We start from the raw sequence: 19448 nt of genomic DNA on the forward strand, positions 1-19448 counted from the left end.
CGCGCCAATATACACAGCTATGGATCCCTATTCGATCTTTTCCGACATCATTGCCGGGCGGGCGCCGGCGAGCCGGGTGTACGAGGACGAGGATGTGCTCGCGTTCATGGACATCCGGCCGATGACACCGGGGCATCTGCTGGTGGTGCCGAAGAAGCCGGCGCGCGATCTCGCCGAGCTCGATCCGGTGCTCGGCGGGAAATTGTTCCAGGTGGGGCAGCGGCTGGCGGCGGCGTTGCGGGACAGTGAGGTGGCCTGCGACGGGGTGAATTTCTTTCTGGCCGACGGGGTGACCGCGGGGCAGGAAGTGTTCCACGTCCATCTGCACGTCATTCCCCGTACCCCGGGGGATGGATTCGGTTTGCGGGGTCGGCCGCGGACGCCGCCGCGGGCCGATCTGGACTATCTGGCCGGTTCCATCCGGGGCGCGTTGCAGCGGGAACGGTGAGCGGCGGATTCCCTTTCGCGGTTTTACGGATCGCATCGAAACGGACACGTAAGATCGGTTGTCGACTGTAACCAGTATATTTGCTGTGAATATGCTGACGGTGCGCTGTCGTCGGTCGAATGTCGAGTATGGGCATGAGCTGGTTCCCGGGGCGGGTCAGGGAGGTGCGATCATGCGTTGTTCTCGAATAGCTGTACTGATGCTGGGGGTGATCGGTTTGGCTGCCGGGCTCCCCGTACTCCGACCCGCTCCGGCCGCCGCGGCCGAGGTCGTCCGGATCGATGAACTGGGCCCGACCCGCTCGGCGGTGTTCGTCGCTTCGCCCGCCATGAACCAGGTCGTGCAGGTGCAGGTGCTGCATCCGGCCGGGGGCGGCAGCCGGCCCAGTTATTACCTGCTGGACGGGCTCGATCCGGGCATCGGTCAGAGCACCTGGACCAATGCCACCGAGGCGGAACGCTTCTTCCTCGGCAAGAACGTCAACGTCGTCCTCCCGGTCGGCGGTAGGGCCAGCTATTTCACCGACTGGCAGCGCGACGATCCGGCTCTGGGCCGCTACCGGTGGGAGACCTTCCTGACCCGGGAACTGCCGCCGATCATCGACAGCAATTTCGCCGGTGACGGACAAAACGCGATCGGTGGCCTGTCCATGGGCGGGCACGCCGCCTATATCCTCGCGGCCCGGCATCCGCAGCTCTACACCGCGGTCGCCGGGTACAGCGCCTGCCCGGATACCACGATGGCCGCCGGCGCGGTGCAGTTCTCCATCATGACCAGGGGCGGCAACCCGGACAATATGTGGGGCCCTGGTGGCAGCCGGGACTGGGCGGCCCATGATCCGGCGCTCATGCTGGACCGGTTGCGCGGTAAAACGCTCTTCCTGTCGACCGGTACGGGTCTGCCCGGCCCGCACGAGCTGGAGTTGAAACCGCAGCTGCCGGAGAACATCGTGCTCGGCGGGCCGATCGAATTCGCGGTCGATGCCTGTGTGATCGCGTTCGAGCACAAGGCGCGGGCGGCGGGGCTGCCGCTGCGGATCTACTACAGCCCGGTCGGCACGCATTCGTGGTCGTACTGGAACGACCATCTCATGGCGTCCTGGCCGACCATCGGCCCGGCGATCGGCGCCTGATTCTTCCGGCCGGTACCCGCCGGATGCGGTCTCCGACGGCAGCCGCGCGCGGGCCGCTACGGTGGTGGCCATGGCTGACAGTGGTAGTCCGGTAACCGACGCGGCGGCCGCGGCGGTCGCGCCCACGGCGAAGACGGTCCCGTTCGAGCGGGTACACCACGGCGACCGGTTCGTCGACGAATACGAATGGCTGCGGGACAAGGAAGACCCGGAGGTCATCGCCCACCTCGAGGCCGAGAACGCCTATACGGAGGCCCGGACGGCGCATCTCGCACCGCTGCGCGAGAAGATCTTCGACGAGATCAAGAGCCGCACCCAGGAAACCGATCTGTCGGTGCCGACCCGGCTCGGCGAGTACTGGTACTACTCGCGCAGCTACGAGGGCAAACAGTACGGCGTGCACTGCCGGTGCCCGATCGACGCGAACGCCGCCGGGATCGATGCCTGGACGCCGCCGCAGCTCGAGGCCGGGACCGAGATACCCGGCGAACAGGTTTTGCTGGACAGCAATGTGCTGGCGGAAGGGCATGATTTCTTCGCGCTCGGCGCCTTCTCGGTGAGCCACGACGGGAATCTGCTCGCGTTCTCGGTGGATACCGCCGGCGACGAGCGCTACACGCTGCGATTCATGGATCTACGCACCGGAGAGCTGCTCGGCGACGAAATCGCGCGGACCGCGCCCGGCGCCACCTGGTCCCTGGACGGCAGCCATATCTTCTATCAGACCGTCGACGAATCCTGGCGGCCCGATACGGTGTGGCGGCACCGGCTCGGCGACACTGCGGCCGCGGATGTGCAGGTGTTCCACGAGCCGGACGAGCGCTACTGGGTGAGCGTCGGCGCCACCCGGTCGGAGAAGTATCTGATGATCTGGGTGGGGTCCAAGATCACCACCGAGGGGTGGGTGCTGGAATCGGACAATCCGACCGGTGAGTTCCGGGTACTGCTACCCCGCCGCGAGGGGGTCGAATATTCGGCCGAGCACGCGGTGGTGGCGGGCGAGGACCGGTTCCTGATCCTGCACAACGATGTCGTGGACGGGGTGAAGGCGGAGAACTTCGTCCTGGCCGAGGCTCCGGCCGCCGACCCGACCCGGCTGCGCACCCTGATCGGGCACCGCGACGATGTGCGGCTCGAGGATGTCGACGCCTTCGCCGGGCAGCTGGTGCTCAGCTACCGCCGCGAGGCGCTGCCCCGGGTCGCGGTGTGGCCACTGACCGCGGACGGCTACGGCGAACTGCGCGAGCTCGAATTCGAGCTGGAGCTCTACAGTGCCGGGCTCGGTTCCTGCCCGGAATGGGACCAGCCCACGCTGCGGCTCGGGCTCACCTCGTTCATCACGCCCACCCAGGTCTTCGACTATGTGGTCGAGACCGGTGCGCTGCTGCTGCGCAAGGAGCAACCGGTGCTCGGCGGCTACGACGCGAGCGATTATGTGCAGCGTCGCGATTGGGCGGTCGCCGCGGACGGGACCCGCATTCCGATCTCGATCGTCACCCGGCGCGATACCGACCGTGCCACCGGTCCGAAACCGTTGCTGCTCTACGGCTACGGTTCCTACGAGGCGAGTATGGATCCGGGTTTCTCGGTGTCGCGGCTGTCGCTGCTCGATCGCGGCATGGTGTTCGCGATCGCTCATGTGCGCGGCGGCGGTGAGATGGGCCGGCTCTGGTACGAGAACGGCAAAACACTCACGAAGAAGAACACCTTCACCGACTTCGTCGCCTGCGCACAGCATCTCGTCGACAACGGCACCACGGCACCGGATCGGATGATCGCCGACGGTGGCAGTGCGGGCGGGCTGCTGGTGGGCGCGGTCGCCAATATCGCGCCGGAGCTGTTCGCCGGGGTGCTGGCCAATGTGCCGTTCGTCGATCCGCTCACCTCGATTCTCGATCCCTCCTTGCCGCTGACGGTGATCGAATGGGACGAGTGGGGAAATCCGCTGGCGGACGAGGACGTCTACGAATATATGAAGTCGTATTCGCCTTACGAGAACGTCCGGGCTCAGGACTATCCGGCCATCCTGGCGATCACCAGCATCAACGACACCCGGGTGCTGTACGTGGAACCGGCGAAATGGGTCGCGAAACTGCGCGCCACCAAGACCGGTGATTCACCGCTGCTGCTGAAAACGGAGATGAGCGCAGGGCACGGCGGGGTCAGCGGGCGGTACGAGAAATGGCGCGAGGTCGCCTTCGAGTACGCCTGGGTGCTCGACACCGTCGGGCTCGGGGAGAAGTAGGCCCGCCGGGCGGCGCGGCGGATTGTGTCCCGATGTTCGCCGCCCGGCCATATCCGGTCCACGGACCGGTCACCGGACCTGCATGCGCAGGTCATCGGCACTGCACGCCCCGGACACCTGCGGCTGCCATTGTCGGTACATGAACGCTGAGCTGCTCGTTTCGGTGTCGGGCGTCCGGGAAGCCACCCGGGACGCGGCGATCGGCTTCGCCGAGGAGATGGATCAGCGGGGGGTGCGATTGTCGCTGCTGGTGGCGCCGCGGCTGAAGGGCGGATACCGGCTCGTCGACGACCTCACCACCGCGACCTGGTTGCGCGGCCGTCGCGGTCGCGGGGACGCCGTGGTGCTGCACGGTTACGACCAGGCGGCCACCAAACGGCGCCGGGCCGAGTTCTCGGCACTGCCCAGACACGAGGCGTTGCTGCGGCTGACCGCCGCCGACCGTTCCATGGAGCAGGTCGGCTTGCGCACCCGCTTGTTCGCCGCGCCCCGCTGGGACGCTTCCGCCGGCGCGACCGCGGCGTTGCCCGAGGCCGGTTTCCGGCTTTCGCTCGGGTTGACCGGTATCCACGATCTGGAACGCGACTCGGTGCAGAAGGCTCGCGTGTACGGCATCGGGGAGGGGTTCCGCGCCGAACCCTGGTGGTGCCGCGCGTTGGTGCTGGGTGCCGCGCGCACCGCGCGGCGGGGTGGTGTGCTGCGCCTGGCGGTTTCGGCCACGCAGCTGGGCCGGCCGGGGCCGCGCCAGGCGATGCTGGATGCCGTGGATCTCGCGCTCTATCACGGGGCGCGCAGCGAGGTATACCGCTGGGAGCCTGTGCGCGCCGTTCGCGCGGCCTGAGACTCCGCCGCCCCATACGGCGATAACGGGGCGGCGGTTCCAGCTTCGCGGCCGGGGGTTGGAACAAGAGTGGACTCGCCCATGCCCGGCATGTTATGCATGAGTCATGCATGATAGCCGGACCGCGAATATGCTGGGCGCCGCCGCCTTGGCGGTCACCGACCTGATGCTCGGACGGGTGACCGACGACACCGGCGTCGGAACGAGCGCGGCCGCGGCGCTGGTGGTGCTGGCCGGCTCGCCCGGGCTGAGCGGGACCGAACTGGGCCGCCGCGTCGGGTCGAGCCAGTCGGCGGCGGCGCGCATGATCGACACCCTGCTGCGGCGGGAACTCGTGGAGCGCCGGCCCGGGCAGGGCCGCGAGATCGCAGTCCGTCTCACCGAGCGCGGCCGGCAGGCCGCGGCGAATATTCTGGCCGCGCGCAGCGGTGGATTGGCGCATGTGCTCGACCCGCTCGACACCGCCGAACGCGAGACTCTGGCGCTACTCCTGGACAAGCTGCTGACCGGTCTGTACTCCGATATCGGCAATGCCGACCTGCTGTGCCGGCTCTGTGACCGGCGCTCATGCACCACCGATGCCTGCTGCCCGGTCGGCCGGGCCGAACGGGAGCGGTCCGGATGACGGCGGGTGCGGCGCTGGCCCTGGCCTCCGCGGCCGCCTACGGTGTCTCCGACTTCGCCGGTGGGCTGCTGGCGCGCCGGATCGATCTGCGCGTCGTCGCGGTGGTCGGGCAGTTCGGCGGCCTGGTGGTGGCGCTGGCGGCCGCGCCGCTGTTCCCCGGGCAGTGGGACGGCCAGAGCATGCTGTGGGGCGCGATCTCGGGGATGGGAACCGGGGTGGGCATGCTATTCCTGTTCCGCGGGCTCAGCCGTGGTGCCATGAGCACCGTGGTACCGGTCAGCGCGGTCGGCGGTGTCGCGTTGCCGGTCCTGGCCGGGGTGCTGTGGCTCGGTGAACGGCCGGCGGTGGCGGCCTGGGTCGGAATGGTCGTGGCGGTCCCCGCTCTGTGGCTCGTTTCCCATGGCGGCGACGGCGCGGGTGGGCGCGCGGCGGGAACGGGCGACGCCCTGATCGCGGGGGTGGGTATCGCGGTGCAGTATCTGGCACTGGCGCAGAGTGATCCGGCGGCGGGGATCTGGCCCGTGGTCGCCGGGCGGGTGGCCGCTGTTCTCACCCTGCTACCGCTGTTGCGCGGTACGGCCGAGCGGCCCCGGCCCGCCACCGTGGTGTGGTCGCTGGCGACCGGCGCCGCCGCCGCGATCGCTCTGATCTGCTATCTGCTCGCCGGCCGGGAGCAACTGGTGGTAATCGCGGTGGTGCTGTCCTCGCTGTATCCGGTGATCCCGGTCCTGCTCGGTCTGGCCGTCCTCGGCGAAAGACTGACCCGCACAAGGACAATGGGCCTGATCGTCGCGCTGCTCGCGGTCGCGCTGCTCGTATTCGACTGAGGCCGTCGTCGCCGTTCGAGCACCCGGCGCTCGCCGCGGCGCTGTCGGCCTACACCGCTGAACCGTCCGCGGGCCGCGTTCAGAGCTCGGCGTCGTTCTCCGGACGCAGGACGGTGAATTCGGTATCGGCCTTGCGCATTTCGTCGAGCCGGCTGAAATACACACCCCAGGCCGGCTCGGCGATGATGCCGTAGTGGATCGGGAAGGCCAGCCGGGGCGCCACCGACCGCAGGTAGTCGACCGCCTCGCTGATCTTCATCCAGGGAGCGGCGGCGGGGACGGCGAGCACATCGACCGGAGTGGAGGGCACCCAGAGCGAATCCCCGGGATGGACGAACTGGGTCGGGTTCGCGGCGGTGCCCAGCTGGAAGACGGTGTTGTCGATCACCGGCAGTTCGGGGTGGATCACCGCGTGCCGGCCCCCGCCGCCGGTGATCCGCAGACCGTCCAGATCCACCACATTGCCCGCGTGCAGCGCCTCCCAGGCCCCGCCCCGGAGTTCGGCGGTCTGCGGATCCGACAGCAGCCGCGCGCCGGGATTCGCCTCGATCAGCGGGTCGATCCTGTTCGGATCGATATGGTCGGCGTGCTGATGGGTGACGGCGATCGCGTCCAGTCCGGTGAGGCCTTCGAAACCGTGGGAGAACGCGCCGGGATCGAAGAGGATCTTCTTCCCGTTCAGTTCGACGAGTACGCAGGAGTGACCGAAGTGGGCTACATGCATGCACGCAAGGCTAGTACCGCATATGTTCGGTCACCCGCCGCGACCTTCCGGCCACCGGGCAATTAGGCTGCTCAGGTAACCCCATCCGCGTCCCGGCGTCGGCGCCGGGCGCAGCTCACCCCTTTTTGTGAGGAGCAACCCGTGGCACGTGTCGTGGTCGAGGTGATGCCGAAGGCCGAGATCCTGGATCCGCAAGGGCAGGCCATAGCCGGCGCTCTGCCGCGTCTGGGATTCGAAGGCGTCACCGACGTCCGGCAGGGCAAGCGCTTCGAACTCGAGGTCGGTGACGACGTCAGCGACGACCAACTCGCCTCGATCGCCGAATCGCTGCTGGCCAACACCGTGATCGAGGACTGGAAGGTGGTGCGCGTACCGTGACCGCCCGCATCGGTGTCATCACCTTCCCCGGAACCCTCGACGATGTGGATGCCGCCCGCGCGGTCCGGCTGGCCGGCGCCGAAGCCGTGAGCCTCTGGCACGGCGACGCCGATCTCAAAGGCGTCGACGCGGTCGTGGTCCCCGGCGGTTTCTCCTACGGCGACTATCTGCGCGCCGGCGCCATCGCCCGGTTCGCGCCCGTGATGGGCACCGTCGTCGAAGCCGCCCGCAACGGCATGCCGGTGCTCGGTATCTGCAACGGCTTCCAGGTGCTGTGCGAGGCCGGGCTGCTGCCCGGCGCCCTCACCCGCAACGAGGGGCTGCACTTCATCTGCCGCGACCAGTGGCTGAGCGTCGAAGCCACCGACACCGCCTGGACCTCGCGCTACGAACCGGGCGCCCAGATCCTGGTCCCGCTGAAATCGGGTGAGGGGCGTTACCAGGCCTCGCAGACGGTCCTCGACGAACTCGAAGGCGAAGGCCGGGTCGTGTTCCGCTACGCGGGCGACAACCCGAACGGTTCGCAGCGCTCGATCGCGGGTATCGCGTCGGAGAACAAGCGGGTCGTGGGGCTCATGCCGCATCCGGAGCACGCGACCGAGGCGTTGACCGGGCCGAGTGACGACGGGCTGGGGTTGTTCCTGTCCGTACTGGACGTGCTGGTCGCTTCCTGAGGGCGCGGCGTCCGGGCGCGGCTACTCTGCCGCGGAGGGGGTGGGCGTCCGCGAAGCCGGAAGATGTCGCCTCGACTGCGGCGAGGTCGCGAGTCCCGGGCGGGCACCGGCCGGACGGTAGCTCGCCACCTCCAGGGAACCACCGGCCGTCACGAGCCGGTATCCGGAGCGTCGGCGGCGGCCCGCTGGAAGCGCGCTGAGAGGTCTCGCAGCCTCGCCGTGAGCTCAGCGCCCTCGAGCACGTCGAAATCCACGTCGAGCAGTCCTAGATACAGAGCCAGCATCTGGGCCGTGTCCGCCCCCACCTCGGCCACACAACGATCCGGCCCGGCCGGTTCCAGGGTGCCGACGTGCGGCATGCGTTCGCGCACGTACTCCACCGACGCGTGCAACAGCACCCGGGCCGTGTAGCGCCAGGTGGCTTGGCCGACGCCCCGCTGCACATGCGTCGAAGCGTCGTTGTCCGGTAACGGCCGGGGAGTGAATCGCGGGCCGTTGGGAGTGCGCGGGGAGATTCGGTCCACCCGGAAGGTCCGCCAGTCCGCACGCTCGATATCCCAACCCACCAGGTACCAGCGGCGGCCCCAGTTCACGAGCTGATGGGGCTCGATTTCTCGCCCGCCGGGGGTGCCCCGGTGGGTCTCGTAGTCGAATCGGAGGCGCTCGCGGGCGCGGATCGTCGCCGCGATCACGCTCAATGTGTCCGCGTCCACGGTGGGTCCGGCGCTCGGAACGGCGGCGATCGCCGAGCCCATGCCGCTCACCTGGTGCCGCAGCCGCGGCGGCAATACCTGCTCGAACTTGGCCAACGCCCGTACCGAGGCCTCCGCCATTCCGGAAACGCCGCCGCCCACCGATGTCCGGAGTCCCACCACTACCGCCACCGCCTCGTCGTCGTCGAGAAGCAGCGGCGGCAGCTTCGCCCCGGCACCCAAGCGATACCCGCCTCCCACTCCCGGCGCCGCGGCCACGGGGTAGCCCAGGTCGCGCAGCTTCTCGATATCGCTGCGCACTGTCCGGCCGGTGACGCCCAATCGCGCGGCGAGTTCTTCGCCGCTCCAATCCATCCGCGACTGCAACAACGACAGCAATCGCAGCAGCCTGGCAGAAGTCTTCAACATTCGTTCAGCATCGCAGTAATTGCGGAAGCTATCCTTCCGCGATTGCTTTTACGGTGGCGGCATGACGAACACCACGGAGATCCGTCCCTTCCGCATCGCGATCCCACGAGCCGATATCGATGATCTGGTCGAACGCCTGCACCGCGCCCGCTGGCCGCAGCAGCCGGCCGCGACGGACTGGAGCCGCGGCGTCCCCGTCGACTATCTGCGGGGTTTGGCCGAATACTGGTCCAGCGGGTTCGACTGGCGGGCCCGGGAGGCGGAACTGAACGAGATTCCGCAGTTCGTCACCACCATCGATGGTCAGGACATCCACTTCCTCCACATCCGATCCGCCGAGCCCGGAGCCCGGCCGCTCATCCTCACGCACGGCTGGCCCAGCTCGCCGTTCGAGTTCCAGAACCTGATCGGCCCGCTGACCGACCCGAAATCCCACGGCGCAGACCCCCTGGATGCCTTCCACCTGGTCATTCCGTCGCTTCCCGGTTACGGCTTCTCCACGCCCGTGGCGGGCCCCGGATGGGGCAACCTCTTTCGCGTCGCGACCGCCTGGGCGGAGCTGATGACCAGGCTCGGCTACGAACGGTTCGCCGTGCACGGCACCGATGCGGGGGCAGGCGTTTCGCAGCTGCTGCCCATGGTGGCTCCGGGACGGGTGCTGGGCGTGCACGCCACGGGTACCGCCCCGGCGATGCCCTTCGGCCCGCCGATCGACACCGATGGCCTGTCCGAGGCGGACCGGAAGCGGGCCGAGCGCTTCAACCGGTTCCAGGCCGACGGCCTCGGGTATCTCCACGTGCAAGCCACCCGGCCGCAGACGTTGTCCTACTCGTTGACCGACTCACCGGTCGGGCAGCTCGCCTGGATCGTGGAGAAGTTCCGGGAATGGACGGACCCGGCCGCCGAGCTGCCCGAGGACGCAGTCGACCGGGATCAGCTGCTCGTCGACGTCAGCATCTTCTGGTTCACCCGATCCGGCGCCTCCGCTGCGCACTCCCTGTACGAAGGGATGCAGGCATACCGGGCGATGGCCGCGTGGCAGGGCTCCGGGGAAACCCCGCCGCCGGCGGCTCCCACCGGTTATGCGGTATTCGCCGGGGACGATGCGATCCGCGATCTGGTGGATCCGGGCGGTCATGTCGAGCATTGGTCAGAGTTCGGCCGAGGTGGCCATTTTCCGGCCATGGAGGTGCCGGAATTACTCGCACCGGATATCCGCGCCTTCTTCGCCGGCCACCGAGCGGGCTGATCCGTTCGCTGTGGCGCACTCCGAACGGATTGGGCCGCACAGCAGTTCCGGCATCGACGCCGCCGGCGACATTCGCGGCGGGACGGCCGGGAGGAACGGTTTCTGCCGGAGCCGGTGGGAACGGCATCGTCGGCTATCGGCCCCTCCGCAGCCCGCGCGACCCCACCGATGTCGCCTGCTACGTCCACTTGGGCCGTCGCGGCCTCGAGCGCCGAACTCGTTCGTGTCGCCGGAACTCGGTGACCCCAGCGGAACAACCTGTTGTTGCAGTACCGGACCGGTCGCCCCGACCCCGAGACGCCGCAAGGGGCGCCGAAAGTCGCAGCGCTTAGGGTCGGAGCATGCCGAGTTCTGCTGTCGCGGCTTCGGCCGCCGGGTTGTGTGAGTTCATCGATGCGTCACCTTCACCGTTCCATGTCTGCCGGACCATCGCCGAGACGCTGGAAACCGACGGGTTCGTCCGGCTGGACGAGACCCGGGCGTGGCCGGGCACCGGTGGCCGGTACTACATCGTGCGCGGTGGCTCGCTGGTGGCATGGGCCGACCCGGAGCAGGCGGGTCCGTTCCGGGTGGTGGGGGCGCATACCGACAGCCCGAATCTGCGGGTCAAGCAGCATCCCGATCTGACGGTGGCGGGCTGGCAGCTGGTGCGGCTGGAGCCGTACGGGGGTGCCTGGCTGAACTCCTGGCTGGATCGTGAGCTGGGGATCTCCGGGCGGCTCAGTGTGCGGGAGGGGACGGGGCTGGCCGAGCGGCTGGTACGGATCGACGAACCGATTCTGCGGGTCCCGCAGCTGGCGATCCATCTGTCCGAGGATCGGCGCGGGGTGACGCTGGATCCGCAGCGGCATATGAACGCGATCTGGGGTGTGGGCACTGAACGGGCGGCGTTCCTGGATTACGTGGCCGAGGCCGCCGGAGTGGATCCGCGAGCCGTGCTGGGCTGGGAGCTGATGACCCACGATCTGGCACCCGGCCGGGTGATCGGTGCCGGCCGCGACCTGATCAGCGCACCCCGCCTGGACAACCAGGGCACCTGCTACGCGGGGCTGGCCGCCTTCCGGGCCGCCGTCGAGAATCCGGGCGACGCCGTCCCGGTGCTCGCCGTGTTCGACCACGAGGAGGTCGGCAGCCAATCCGACCGGGGCGCGCAGTCCGAGTTGCTGCCCACGGTGCTGGAGCGGATCGTGCTGGCCCGCGGCGGTGGCCGTGCCGAATTCCTGGCGGCGGTCGCGGGGTCGGTGTGCGCGTCCGGCGATATGGCGCACGCCACGCACCCGAACTATCCGGAACGGCACGAGCCCTCGCACGGTATCGAGATCAACGGCGGACCGGTGCTGAAGGTCAACCAGAACCTGCGCTACGCCACCGACGCCGTCGGCGCGGGAGCGTTCGCGCTGGCGTGTGACCGGGCCGGAGTCCCGATGCAGCGGTATGTGCACCGCGCCGATCTGCCCTGCGGTTCCACCATCGGCCCGATGACCGCTGCGCGCACCGGTATGCCGACCGTGGACGTGGGTGCGCCCCAGCTGGCCATGCATTCGGCGCGGGAGATGATGGGCGCCGCCGATGTGACCGCCTACGCGGCGGCCCTGGCCGCCTTCCTCGCTCCGTAGGCCGGATCCGGTCGGGGCACGGCCACGGGTTTTGCGGCGGCGGGGTCGGTAATCGGTCCGGCGCAGGTGGACGTAGGATTCGTGCTGGATCAACTCTGCCGGGACCCCACCGCCGAGGCCCGGCGTTCCGACCGAACCGTGGCGCCGATGCCACCTGCCGTGAGCCGCGGCAGGCGCCCGGAGGGCCGGAGCCCGCGCGCGCCGGCGCGCCAACCTACGAAAGGATCCTGGTACCCCCGTGACTGAGCAGGTCGATACGGTCGCCACCGCCGCCGCCACTCCGGATACGCCGCAGCCGTACGCCGAGCTCGGCCTCAAGGACGACGAATACGCCCGGATCAGGGAGATTCTGGGGCGCCGGCCCACCGATGCCGAGCTCGCCATGTACTCGGTGATGTGGAGCGAGCACTGTTCCTACAAATCCTCCAAGGTGCATCTGCGCTACTTCGGTGAGACGACCACCGAGGAGATGCGTTCGGCAATGCTCGCCGGGATCGGCGAGAACGCGGGTGTGGTCGATATCGGTGACGGCTGGGCGGTCACCTTCAAGGTGGAGAGCCACAACCATCCGTCCTATGTCGAGCCGTATCAGGGCGCGGCCACCGGGGTCGGCGGCATCGTTCGCGACATCATGGCCATGGGCGCGCGTCCCATCGCGGTGATGGACCAGTTGCGTTTCGGTGCCGCCGACGCGGCCGACACCCGCCGGGTGCTGGACGGCGTGGTCCGCGGGATCGGCGGTTACGGCAACTCCCTCGGGCTGCCCAATATCGGCGGCGAAACCGTCTTCGACGCTTCCTACCAGGGGAATCCGCTGGTGAACGCGCTGTGCGCGGGTGTCATGCGGGTGGAAGACCTGCATCTCGCCTTCGCCTCGGGCGCTGGGAACAAGATCATTCTCTTCGGTGCGCGGACCGGGCTCGACGGTATCGGCGGCGTCTCGGTATTGGCCTCGGATACTTTCTCCGGAGATGATTCCGGGAGTGGCCGCAAGAAGCTGCCGAGCGTCCAGGTGGGTGACCCGTTCACCGAGAAGGTACTGATCGAATGCTGTCTGGAGCTGTACCACGCCGGGCTGGTGGTGGGTATCCAGGACCTCGGCGGCGCCGGGCTGTCCTGCGCGACCTCCGAACTGGCCGCCGCCGGTGACGGCGGGATGCGCATCGAACTCGACCGGGTCCCGCTGCGCGCCGCCGATATGACCCCCGCCGAGGTGCTGTCCAGCGAATCGCAGGAGCGCATGTGCGCGGTGGTGACCCCGGAGAACGTGGACGCCTTCCTCGCGGTCTGCGCGAAATGGGATGTGCTGGCCACGGTGATCGGTGAGGTGACCGAAGGCGAGCGGCTGGAGGTCACCTGGCACGGCGAGACCGTGGTGGATGTGCCGCCGCGCACCGTCGCGCACGAGGGTCCGGTGTACGAGCGGCCGGTTCGGCGTCCCGCCGACCAGGACGCGCTCAACGCCGACACCCCCGACAACCTGCCCCGGCCCAAGACCGCCGAGGAACTGCGCGACACCCTGCTGAAGATGGTGGCCAGCCCGCAGCTGTGCAGCCGCCGCTGGATCACCGAACAGTACGACCGCTACGTGCGCGGTAACACCGTGCTCGCCGAACAGGCCGATGCCGGGGTGATCCGGATCGACGAGGTGAGCGGCCGTGGTATCGCGCTGGCCACCGACGCCTCGGGTCACTACACCAAGCTGGACCCTTACACCGGTGCGCGGCTGGCACTGGCCGAGGCCTACCGGAACGTGGCCGTCACCGGCGCCACCCCGAAAGCGGTCACCAACTGCCTGAATTTCGGGTCCCCGGAGGACCCCGGTGTGATGTGGCAGTTCCAGCAGGCCGTGCGCGGTCTCGCCGATGGCTGTGTGGAACTGGGTATCCCGGTCACCGGCGGCAATGTCAGCTTCTACAACCAGACCGGCGAGAACGCCATCCTGCCCACTCCGGTGGTCGGGGTGCTGGGTGTGATCGACGACGTCCACCGTCGCATCCCCACCGGCCTCGGCCTGGAACCGGGGGAGACGCTCATCCTGCTGGGCGACACCCACGACGAGTTCGGCGGTTCGGTCTGGTCGCAGGTGGCGCACGGGCATCTGGGCGGGTTGCCGCCGCAGGTCGATTTCGACCGCGAGAAACTGCTCGCCGACGTCCTCACCGCGGGCTCGCGCGACGGCATGATCAGTGCCGCCCACGACCTGTCCGAGGGCGGCCTGGCCCAGGCCGTGGTCGAGGCGGCCCTGGCCGGTGAGACCGGTTGCCGGATCCTGCTGCCCGAGGACGCCGACCCCTTCGTGATGCTGTTCTCCGAATCGGCGGGCCGGGTGCTGGTCGCGGTGCCGCGCTCGGAGGAGACCCGCTTCACTCGGATGTGCACGGCCCGGGAACTGCCCTGGGTGCGCATCGGCGTGGTCGATCAGGGTTCGGATTCGGTCGAGGTACAGGGCCAGTTCTCGATCGGTATGGCCGAGCTGCGTGCCGCGCACGAGGGCACACTGCCCGCGCTCTTCGGCAGCCACGCCTGACCCGGGCCCGCGACCGGCGCGCCGGAGGTGACCCGGGCCACCCTCCGGCGCCGGTCGCGCCCGCCATACTGGACAGGTGCTGGAAACCGCTGATTCCGTGACCAGGTTGCGGCGGCGGTGTGTCGCGCTGGTCCGGCGGACCGAGCACATCATCGACCTGAATTATGTGGGTCTGGTCGTGGCGACGGTGTTCTTCGCGCTGTCGGTATCACCGTCGCTGCTGCCGCGCGACTGGATGTTCCAGGGTCTGATCAGCGGGATCAACGCGGCCATCGGGTACGGCGTGGGCTGTCTGCTGGAATGGTTGTTCCGGCTGTGGGTGCGGCCCCGGCTCACCCGGATACCGGCGCCGCCCACGTGGACCCGGTACGCCCTGAAGTGCGCGGTGCTGATCACGGCGGCGTTGAGCGCCGGCTACATGCTGGTGCAGTCGGCGCACTGGCAGCGCGAGATCACCGCGATGATGGGGATGGAGGGCACCACCACACCCGCCTACCTGCGCACCGGGGGTCTGAGTCTCACGGTCGGGGTGCTGGTGGTCGCCTGCTATCGCACTGCGCGCGAACTCATCCTGTATCTGGCCCGCCAGCTCAACCGGTGGGTCAAGGTACCCCGGGAGCTGGCCCCCTCCGCGGGTTTCCTGGTCCTGGTACTGCTCGTGGTGACCCTGTTCAACGGCGTCGCCACCCGCGCCTTCTTCGCCGCCGCCAACTCGGCGTTCAGTGTGCGCAACGACCACACCTCCGCATACGCCGTCCAACCTCGCCTCGCCGAACGCTCGGGCAGCCCGGAATCGTTCGCGCCCTGGGAAACCCTCGGGTTCGAAGGCCGCTGGTTCGTCTCCCACGGGCCGAGCGCCCAGCGCATCTCCTGGGTCACCGGCCGGCCCGCGAAGGAGCCCATCCGCGCCTATGTCGGGCTGGAATCGGTCGAGGACACCGGACTGAGCCAAGCCGAACTCGCGGTCGCCGAACTGGAGCGCACCGGAGCCTTCGACCGGGAGGCGCTGGTCGTGGTCACCACCACCGGCACCGGCTGGGTCAACTCCATGGCCGCCAACTCGATCGAATACATGTACGGCGGTGATTCGGCGATCGTGGCCACCCAGTACTCGTATCTGCCCAGCGCGCTGTCGTTTCTGGCCGACCGTGGCAAGGCCGCCGCCGCGGGCCGGGAACTGTTCGACGCAGTCTATCGCAGAACTCTCACCCGCCCGGCCGCCGAGCGACCGAAATTGCTCGTCTACGGCGAAAGCCTCGGATCACAGGGGTCGGAGGCCGCTTTCGACGGGCTCGCCGATCTGCGGGAGAAGGTGGACGGCGCGCTCTGGGTCGGACCGCCGAATTCCAACCGGCTGTGGCAGCAGTTCGTGAACCGGCGTGATCCGGGCTCGCCCGAAACCGAGCCAGTCTACGCCGACGGCCTGGTGATCCGGTTCGCCGGAGATCAGGAGGACCTCACCAGGCCCGGCCCGGAATGGCGGGCACCGCGGATCGCCTACCTGCAGCACGCCTCCGACCCGATCGTCTGGTGGTCCCCGGATCTCGCCCTGACCCGGCCGGATTGGCTGTCGGAACCGCGCGGCGCCGATGTCTCACCCCGGGTGCGCTGGGCGCCACTTGTCACCTTCTGGCAGATCAGCGCGGACCTCACGAATGCCCAGGGGGTCCGCGACGGGCACGGCCACCGCTACGGCAGTCTGGTCCTGGACGGCTGGGCCGCGGTCGCCCAGCCCCCGAACTGGAATCCCGAACTGGCCGAGCGGATCAGGCTCGAGATCGAAGCTTATGAAGCCTATGAGCGGGAAGTGAAATGAAGGCGCGGATACTCGCCGCGGTGACCGCGCCGGTGCTCTGGAACAACTGGCTGCTGCCTCGTCTCGCGCTCGACCGCCGCGGCCGCACCGTGGCCAATACGGTCGCCGCCACCTGTTACGGATTCGTGTTCGACGGCCGCCCGAATTGGTTCTCCGAGCGCGGTATCCGCTGGGGAATCGGATGCGCCGGGGTCGTGGCAGCGGGTTGTACGGCGGCCCTGCTCATACCACCGGTGCGCCGGATTCTCGGTGATGCGAACGATCGGGCGCCGGACGTAGGCACTGTGGAATGGGTGGCTGTGCATATTCCGCTCGGTACGGTGTACGCCGAGGAGATGATTTTCCGGGCTACGCTGGACCCGCTGCTGGACCGGGCATTCGGCGCGAAGGCAGGTGCCGTGGCCGGTGCCGCTGTTTTCGGGCTCTGGCATATCCATCCCGCCCGCGCCGCGGGCGACAACGTCTGGGCGACCGTCGGATTCACCGGTGTCTCCGGCCTGATCTTCGGCGTCCTCGCTCGGCATACCGGGAGTGCCACCGCGCCCGCGCTGCTGCACTGGGCGGTGAACGCCGGCGGCGTGGTGCTCTCCCGTCGCCGCCGCGTCCGCTCGATCGGAGATCGCGCCGGTGCCGACAGAGCGCGCTGAACAGCGGAGGTCCGCCCGAACTGTCCCGCCGGATCATGGAGGAGAACATTGTCGCGTGCGGCTGTTTCGGCGCGAACTCCGCCGTATTCGCCGCCGTCCCGGGCGCAATTGTCGCGAGGATGACACACTTCGCCCGTGAGATTGATCGACAGCGACGGATACGGTGTGGAACTCACTATTGCCGGATACCAGTTTCCGGACCATATCGATCCGCGAATCCGGTACAGCTGGCTGGTGATCGCCGGTACCGCGAATTGCCCCGACGGGACCTGGTCCTTCCGCTGGCAGGCATTGAGTCTGGACGACACGGTCGAACTGGCGGATTGGCTACGCCGGATCGCGGCCGAGGCGCAACCGTGTGGTGCGCCCGCCGACGGCCCCGCCCGGCTGGCCTTCACCGAACCCAATCTGAGTTTCACCGCTACCCGCGCCGGGGGCGAGATCGAATTGCGGATCGGCCTGGATCTGGAGTTCTCCCCGCCCTGGGACCGGCGGGCCACCGCGGGCTCGCCGTACATCGTGACGGCCCGCCTCGCGGCCGCCGATATCGCCACGGCCGCCAAGGACCTGGGTGCGGAAGTGGACAGCTATCTCCCGCCCGGTGGCAGCCCGCTCGGTCGCGCCCGCTGAGCGGCGCATACGGGTCACGTACGGGGCGCCTCCCCGGGTGATATCGCCCACGTTGCGCCCGGGGCCGGACGGGGCTTATGGCCGGGGTGCCCCGGGACGGTTGCCGAGACTCGCGGGTAGGCCGGGAAGAGCCGCATTTTCCCTCGTTTCACCAGGTGAAAGGGGGGTTAACTGAGCATGAAGGTTTGCTGGGCCGCGCTGTCGCGGGTGACGAGCCCCGGTAATGGCCGCCGCGTGCCCGCTTGCTGCCGGAGTGCTGATCCGGTGACGCGCAAGCGCGACACCCCCGTAGAATGTCGAGTGCCCCCACACCCGCCCGACCAGGGAGCGCACGGTGACCCACGCCGACCAACCGGCAGTCAGCAATCCCACCGCAACCGACGAGACCGAGAATCCGCCCCGCGAAGAATGCGGAGTCTTCGGAGTCTGGGCCCCGGGGGAGGACGTGGCCAAACTCACCTACTACGGCCTGTATGCCCTGCAGCACCGCGGCCAGGAAGCCGCGGGCATCGCGGTCTCCGACGGTTCGCAGGTGCTGGTCTTCAAGGATCTCGGCCTGGTCAGCCAGGTGTTCGACGAGCAGACCCTGGCCGCCATGCCGGGCCACGTCGCCGTCGGCCACTGTCGCTACTCCACCACCGGAGCCACCACCTGGGAGAACGCCCAGCCGATCTTCCGCACCACCGCCGTCGGTTCCGGGCTCGCGCTCGGCCACAACGGCAATCTGGTCAATACCGCCGAATTGGCCGACCGGGCACGTGAACTGGGTCTGGTCGCCGGTCCCGGCCGCCCGGGCGCGGTGTCGGCGACGTCGGACTCCGATGTGATGACCGCGCTGCTGGCGCACGCCTCCGCGGATTCGAGTATCGAACAGGCCGCCATGGAGTTGCTGCCCACGGTGCGCGGCGCCTTCTGCCTGACCTTCATGGACGAACACACCCTCTACGCCGCCCGCGACCCGCACGGTGTCCGCCCGCTGGTGCTGGGCCGCCTGGAACGTGGCTGGGTGGTCGCCAGCGAAACAGCCGCCCTCGATATCGTAGGCGCCTCCTTCGTCCGCGAGATCGAACCAGGCGAATTGCTCGCCATCGACACCGACGGCGTCCGCTCCTCCCGATTCGCCAACCCCGAACCCAAGGGCTGCGTTTTCGAGTACGTGTACCTGGCCCGCCCCGACAGCACCATCTCCGGGCGCTCGGTGCACGCCACCCGCGTCGATATCGGCCGCCGCCTCGCCGCCGAACACCCGATCGACGCCGACCTGGTGATCCCGGTCCCCGAGTCCGGTACCCCTGCCGCTGTCGGCTACGCACAGGGATCCGGCGTGCCCTACGGGCAGGGCCTGATGAAGAACGCCTACGTCGGCCGCACCTTCATCCAGCCCAGCCAGACCATCCGCCAGCTCGGCATCCGGTTGAAGCTCAACCCGCTGCGCGAAGTGATCCGCGGCAAACGCCTCATCGTCGTGGACGATTCGATCGTCCGCGGCAACACCCAGCGCGCCCTTATCCGGATGCTGCGCGAAGCCGGCGCCCTGGAGATCCACGTACGGATCGCCTCCCCGCCGGTGAAATGGCCGTGCTTCTACGGGATCGATTTCGCTTCCCGCGCCGAGCTGGTCGCCAACAACGCCGGTACCGACCCCGACGGAATGCCCACCGACCCGGACGCGATGCACGATATGGTCGAGGGCGTCCGCCGCTCCATCGGAGCCGACACCCTCGGCTACATCTCGATCGACGGAATGGTCGCAGCCACCGAACAGCCCCGCACCCGCCTGTGCTGCGCCTGTTTCGACGGGAACTACCCGATCCCGCTGCCCACCGAAGCCGCGATCGGCAAGAACCTGCTGGAATTCGGGGGCCACTCCCAATCCCGCGTCCTTACCGAGAACGCCAACGCGAGCGCCCTGAGCCGACCGTAGCTGTGTTTTTTGGCGCCGCCT

General features: G+C 68.8%; 17 protein-coding genes. 15 read left to right on the top strand and 2 right to left on the bottom strand.

Annotated features, from left to right (window positions below; translation table 11 throughout):
- Positions 1–19 precede the first annotated feature (19 nt).
- The 6 genes from NS4_RS29875 (at position 20) to NS4_RS29900 (ending at position 6118) form a co-directional block, all read left to right on the top strand.
- Positions 20–448 (top strand): HIT family protein, encoded by a 429-nt coding sequence (locus NS4_RS29875; protein WP_084487846.1) that lies wholly within the window; start codon positions 20–22, stop codon positions 446–448.
- 172 nt (positions 449–620) lie between these two features.
- On the top strand, positions 621–1580 hold the full coding sequence (locus NS4_RS29880) for an alpha/beta hydrolase (protein WP_063062842.1): 960 nt from the start codon (positions 621–623) through the stop codon (positions 1578–1580).
- Between the two features lie 70 nt (positions 1581–1650).
- On the top strand, positions 1651–3825 hold the full coding sequence (locus NS4_RS29885) for a S9 family peptidase (RefSeq protein WP_063062829.1): 2175 nt from the start codon (positions 1651–1653) through the stop codon (positions 3823–3825).
- A 139-nt stretch (positions 3826–3964) separates the two neighbouring features.
- Positions 3965–4666, top strand: coding sequence for a DUF2334 domain-containing protein (locus tag NS4_RS29890; protein ID WP_063062830.1), 702 nt, complete (start codon positions 3965–3967; stop codon positions 4664–4666).
- A 106-nt stretch (positions 4667–4772) separates the two neighbouring features.
- Positions 4773–5291 (top strand): MarR family transcriptional regulator, encoded by a 519-nt coding sequence (locus NS4_RS29895; RefSeq protein WP_063062831.1) that lies wholly within the window; start codon positions 4773–4775, stop codon positions 5289–5291.
- Entirely contained in the window at positions 5288–6118 is an 831-nt protein-coding gene (locus NS4_RS29900) for an EamA family transporter (RefSeq protein ID WP_063062832.1), read from the top strand. Before NS4_RS29895 ends, NS4_RS29900 begins: the two co-directional genes overlap by 4 nt.
- 79 nt (positions 6119–6197) lie before the next feature.
- On the opposite strand, the gene NS4_RS29905 is transcribed toward NS4_RS29900, so the two are convergent.
- Positions 6198–6842, bottom strand: coding sequence for an MBL fold metallo-hydrolase (locus NS4_RS29905; RefSeq protein WP_039821934.1), 645 nt, complete (start codon positions 6840–6842; stop codon positions 6198–6200).
- A gap of 141 nt (positions 6843–6983) precedes the next feature.
- Here NS4_RS29905 and purS point away from each other — a divergent pair, with 141 nt between their 5' ends.
- On the top strand, positions 6984–7220 hold the full coding sequence (gene purS / locus NS4_RS29910; RefSeq protein ID WP_030522869.1) for a phosphoribosylformylglycinamidine synthase subunit PurS: 237 nt from the start codon (positions 6984–6986) through the stop codon (positions 7218–7220).
- A complete protein-coding gene (gene purQ, locus NS4_RS29915; protein ID WP_039821935.1) occupies positions 7217–7894 on the top strand; it encodes a phosphoribosylformylglycinamidine synthase subunit PurQ in 678 nt (225 codons plus the stop codon). The genes purS and purQ overlap by 4 nt, the downstream gene beginning before the upstream one ends.
- A 149-nt stretch (positions 7895–8043) precedes the next feature.
- Here the strand turns inward: purQ and NS4_RS29920 are convergent, their stop codons facing one another.
- Positions 8044–9015 (bottom strand): helix-turn-helix transcriptional regulator, encoded by a 972-nt coding sequence (locus tag NS4_RS29920; protein ID WP_063062833.1) that lies wholly within the window; start codon positions 9013–9015, stop codon positions 8044–8046.
- Positions 9016–9076: 61 nt separating this feature from the next.
- On the opposite strand from NS4_RS29920, the gene NS4_RS29925 reads away from it, so the two are divergent.
- The 7 genes from NS4_RS29925 (at position 9077) to purF (ending at position 19427) form a co-directional block, all read left to right on the top strand.
- Positions 9077–10264: an epoxide hydrolase family protein gene (locus NS4_RS29925; RefSeq protein ID WP_063062834.1), complete on the top strand. Its 1188-nt coding sequence runs from the start codon at positions 9077–9079 to the stop codon at positions 10262–10264.
- Between the two features lie 341 nt (positions 10265–10605).
- Positions 10606–11880, top strand: a complete 1275-nt coding sequence (locus tag NS4_RS29930; protein WP_063062835.1) for a M18 family aminopeptidase — start codon at positions 10606–10608, stop codon at positions 11878–11880.
- 238 nt (positions 11881–12118) lie between these two features.
- On the top strand, positions 12119–14410 hold the full coding sequence (gene purL, locus NS4_RS29935) for a phosphoribosylformylglycinamidine synthase subunit PurL (RefSeq protein ID WP_063062836.1): 2292 nt from the start codon (positions 12119–12121) through the stop codon (positions 14408–14410).
- A gap of 76 nt (positions 14411–14486) precedes the next feature.
- Positions 14487–16226: an alpha/beta hydrolase gene (locus NS4_RS29940; protein ID WP_063062837.1), complete on the top strand. Its 1740-nt coding sequence runs from the start codon at positions 14487–14489 to the stop codon at positions 16224–16226.
- On the top strand, positions 16223–16873 hold the full coding sequence (locus NS4_RS29945) for a CPBP family intramembrane glutamic endopeptidase (RefSeq protein WP_063062838.1): 651 nt from the start codon (positions 16223–16225) through the stop codon (positions 16871–16873). The genes NS4_RS29940 and NS4_RS29945 overlap by 4 nt, the downstream gene beginning before the upstream one ends.
- Before the next feature lie 135 nt (positions 16874–17008).
- Positions 17009–17503, top strand: a complete 495-nt coding sequence (locus NS4_RS29950; protein ID WP_063062839.1) for a WapI family immunity protein — start codon at positions 17009–17011, stop codon at positions 17501–17503.
- A 334-nt stretch (positions 17504–17837) separates the two neighbouring features.
- A complete protein-coding gene (purF, locus tag NS4_RS29955) occupies positions 17838–19427 on the top strand; it encodes an amidophosphoribosyltransferase (RefSeq protein ID WP_063062840.1) in 1590 nt (529 codons plus the stop codon).
- Positions 19428–19448 lie beyond the last annotated feature (21 nt).

This window comes from Nocardia sienata NBRC 100364, assembly GCF_001613205.1.
Classification (GTDB): Bacteria; Actinomycetota; Actinomycetes; order Mycobacteriales; family Mycobacteriaceae; genus Nocardia; species Nocardia sienata.

Coding starts and splice junctions, on each gene's coding strand:
- NS4_RS29875 (WP_084487846.1), top strand. CDS start 20: ATGGATCCCTATTCGATCTTTTCCGACATCATTGCCGGGCGGGCGCCG.
- NS4_RS29880 (WP_063062842.1), top strand. CDS start 621: ATGCGTTGTTCTCGAATAGCTGTACTGATGCTGGGGGTGATCGGTTTG.
- NS4_RS29885 (WP_063062829.1), top strand. CDS start 1,651: ATGGCTGACAGTGGTAGTCCGGTAACCGACGCGGCGGCCGCGGCGGTC.
- NS4_RS29890 (WP_063062830.1), top strand. CDS start 3,965: ATGAACGCTGAGCTGCTCGTTTCGGTGTCGGGCGTCCGGGAAGCCACC.
- NS4_RS29895 (WP_063062831.1), top strand. CDS start 4,773: ATGCATGATAGCCGGACCGCGAATATGCTGGGCGCCGCCGCCTTGGCG.
- NS4_RS29900 (WP_063062832.1), top strand. CDS start 5,288: ATGACGGCGGGTGCGGCGCTGGCCCTGGCCTCCGCGGCCGCCTACGGT.
- NS4_RS29905 (WP_039821934.1), bottom strand. CDS start 6,842: ATGCATGTAGCCCACTTCGGTCACTCCTGCGTACTCGTCGAACTGAAC.
- NS4_RS29920 (WP_063062833.1), bottom strand. CDS start 9,015: ATGTTGAAGACTTCTGCCAGGCTGCTGCGATTGCTGTCGTTGTTGCAG.
- NS4_RS29925 (WP_063062834.1), top strand. CDS start 9,077: ATGACGAACACCACGGAGATCCGTCCCTTCCGCATCGCGATCCCACGA.
- NS4_RS29930 (WP_063062835.1), top strand. CDS start 10,606: ATGCCGAGTTCTGCTGTCGCGGCTTCGGCCGCCGGGTTGTGTGAGTTC.
- NS4_RS29945 (WP_063062838.1), top strand. CDS start 16,223: ATGAAGGCGCGGATACTCGCCGCGGTGACCGCGCCGGTGCTCTGGAAC.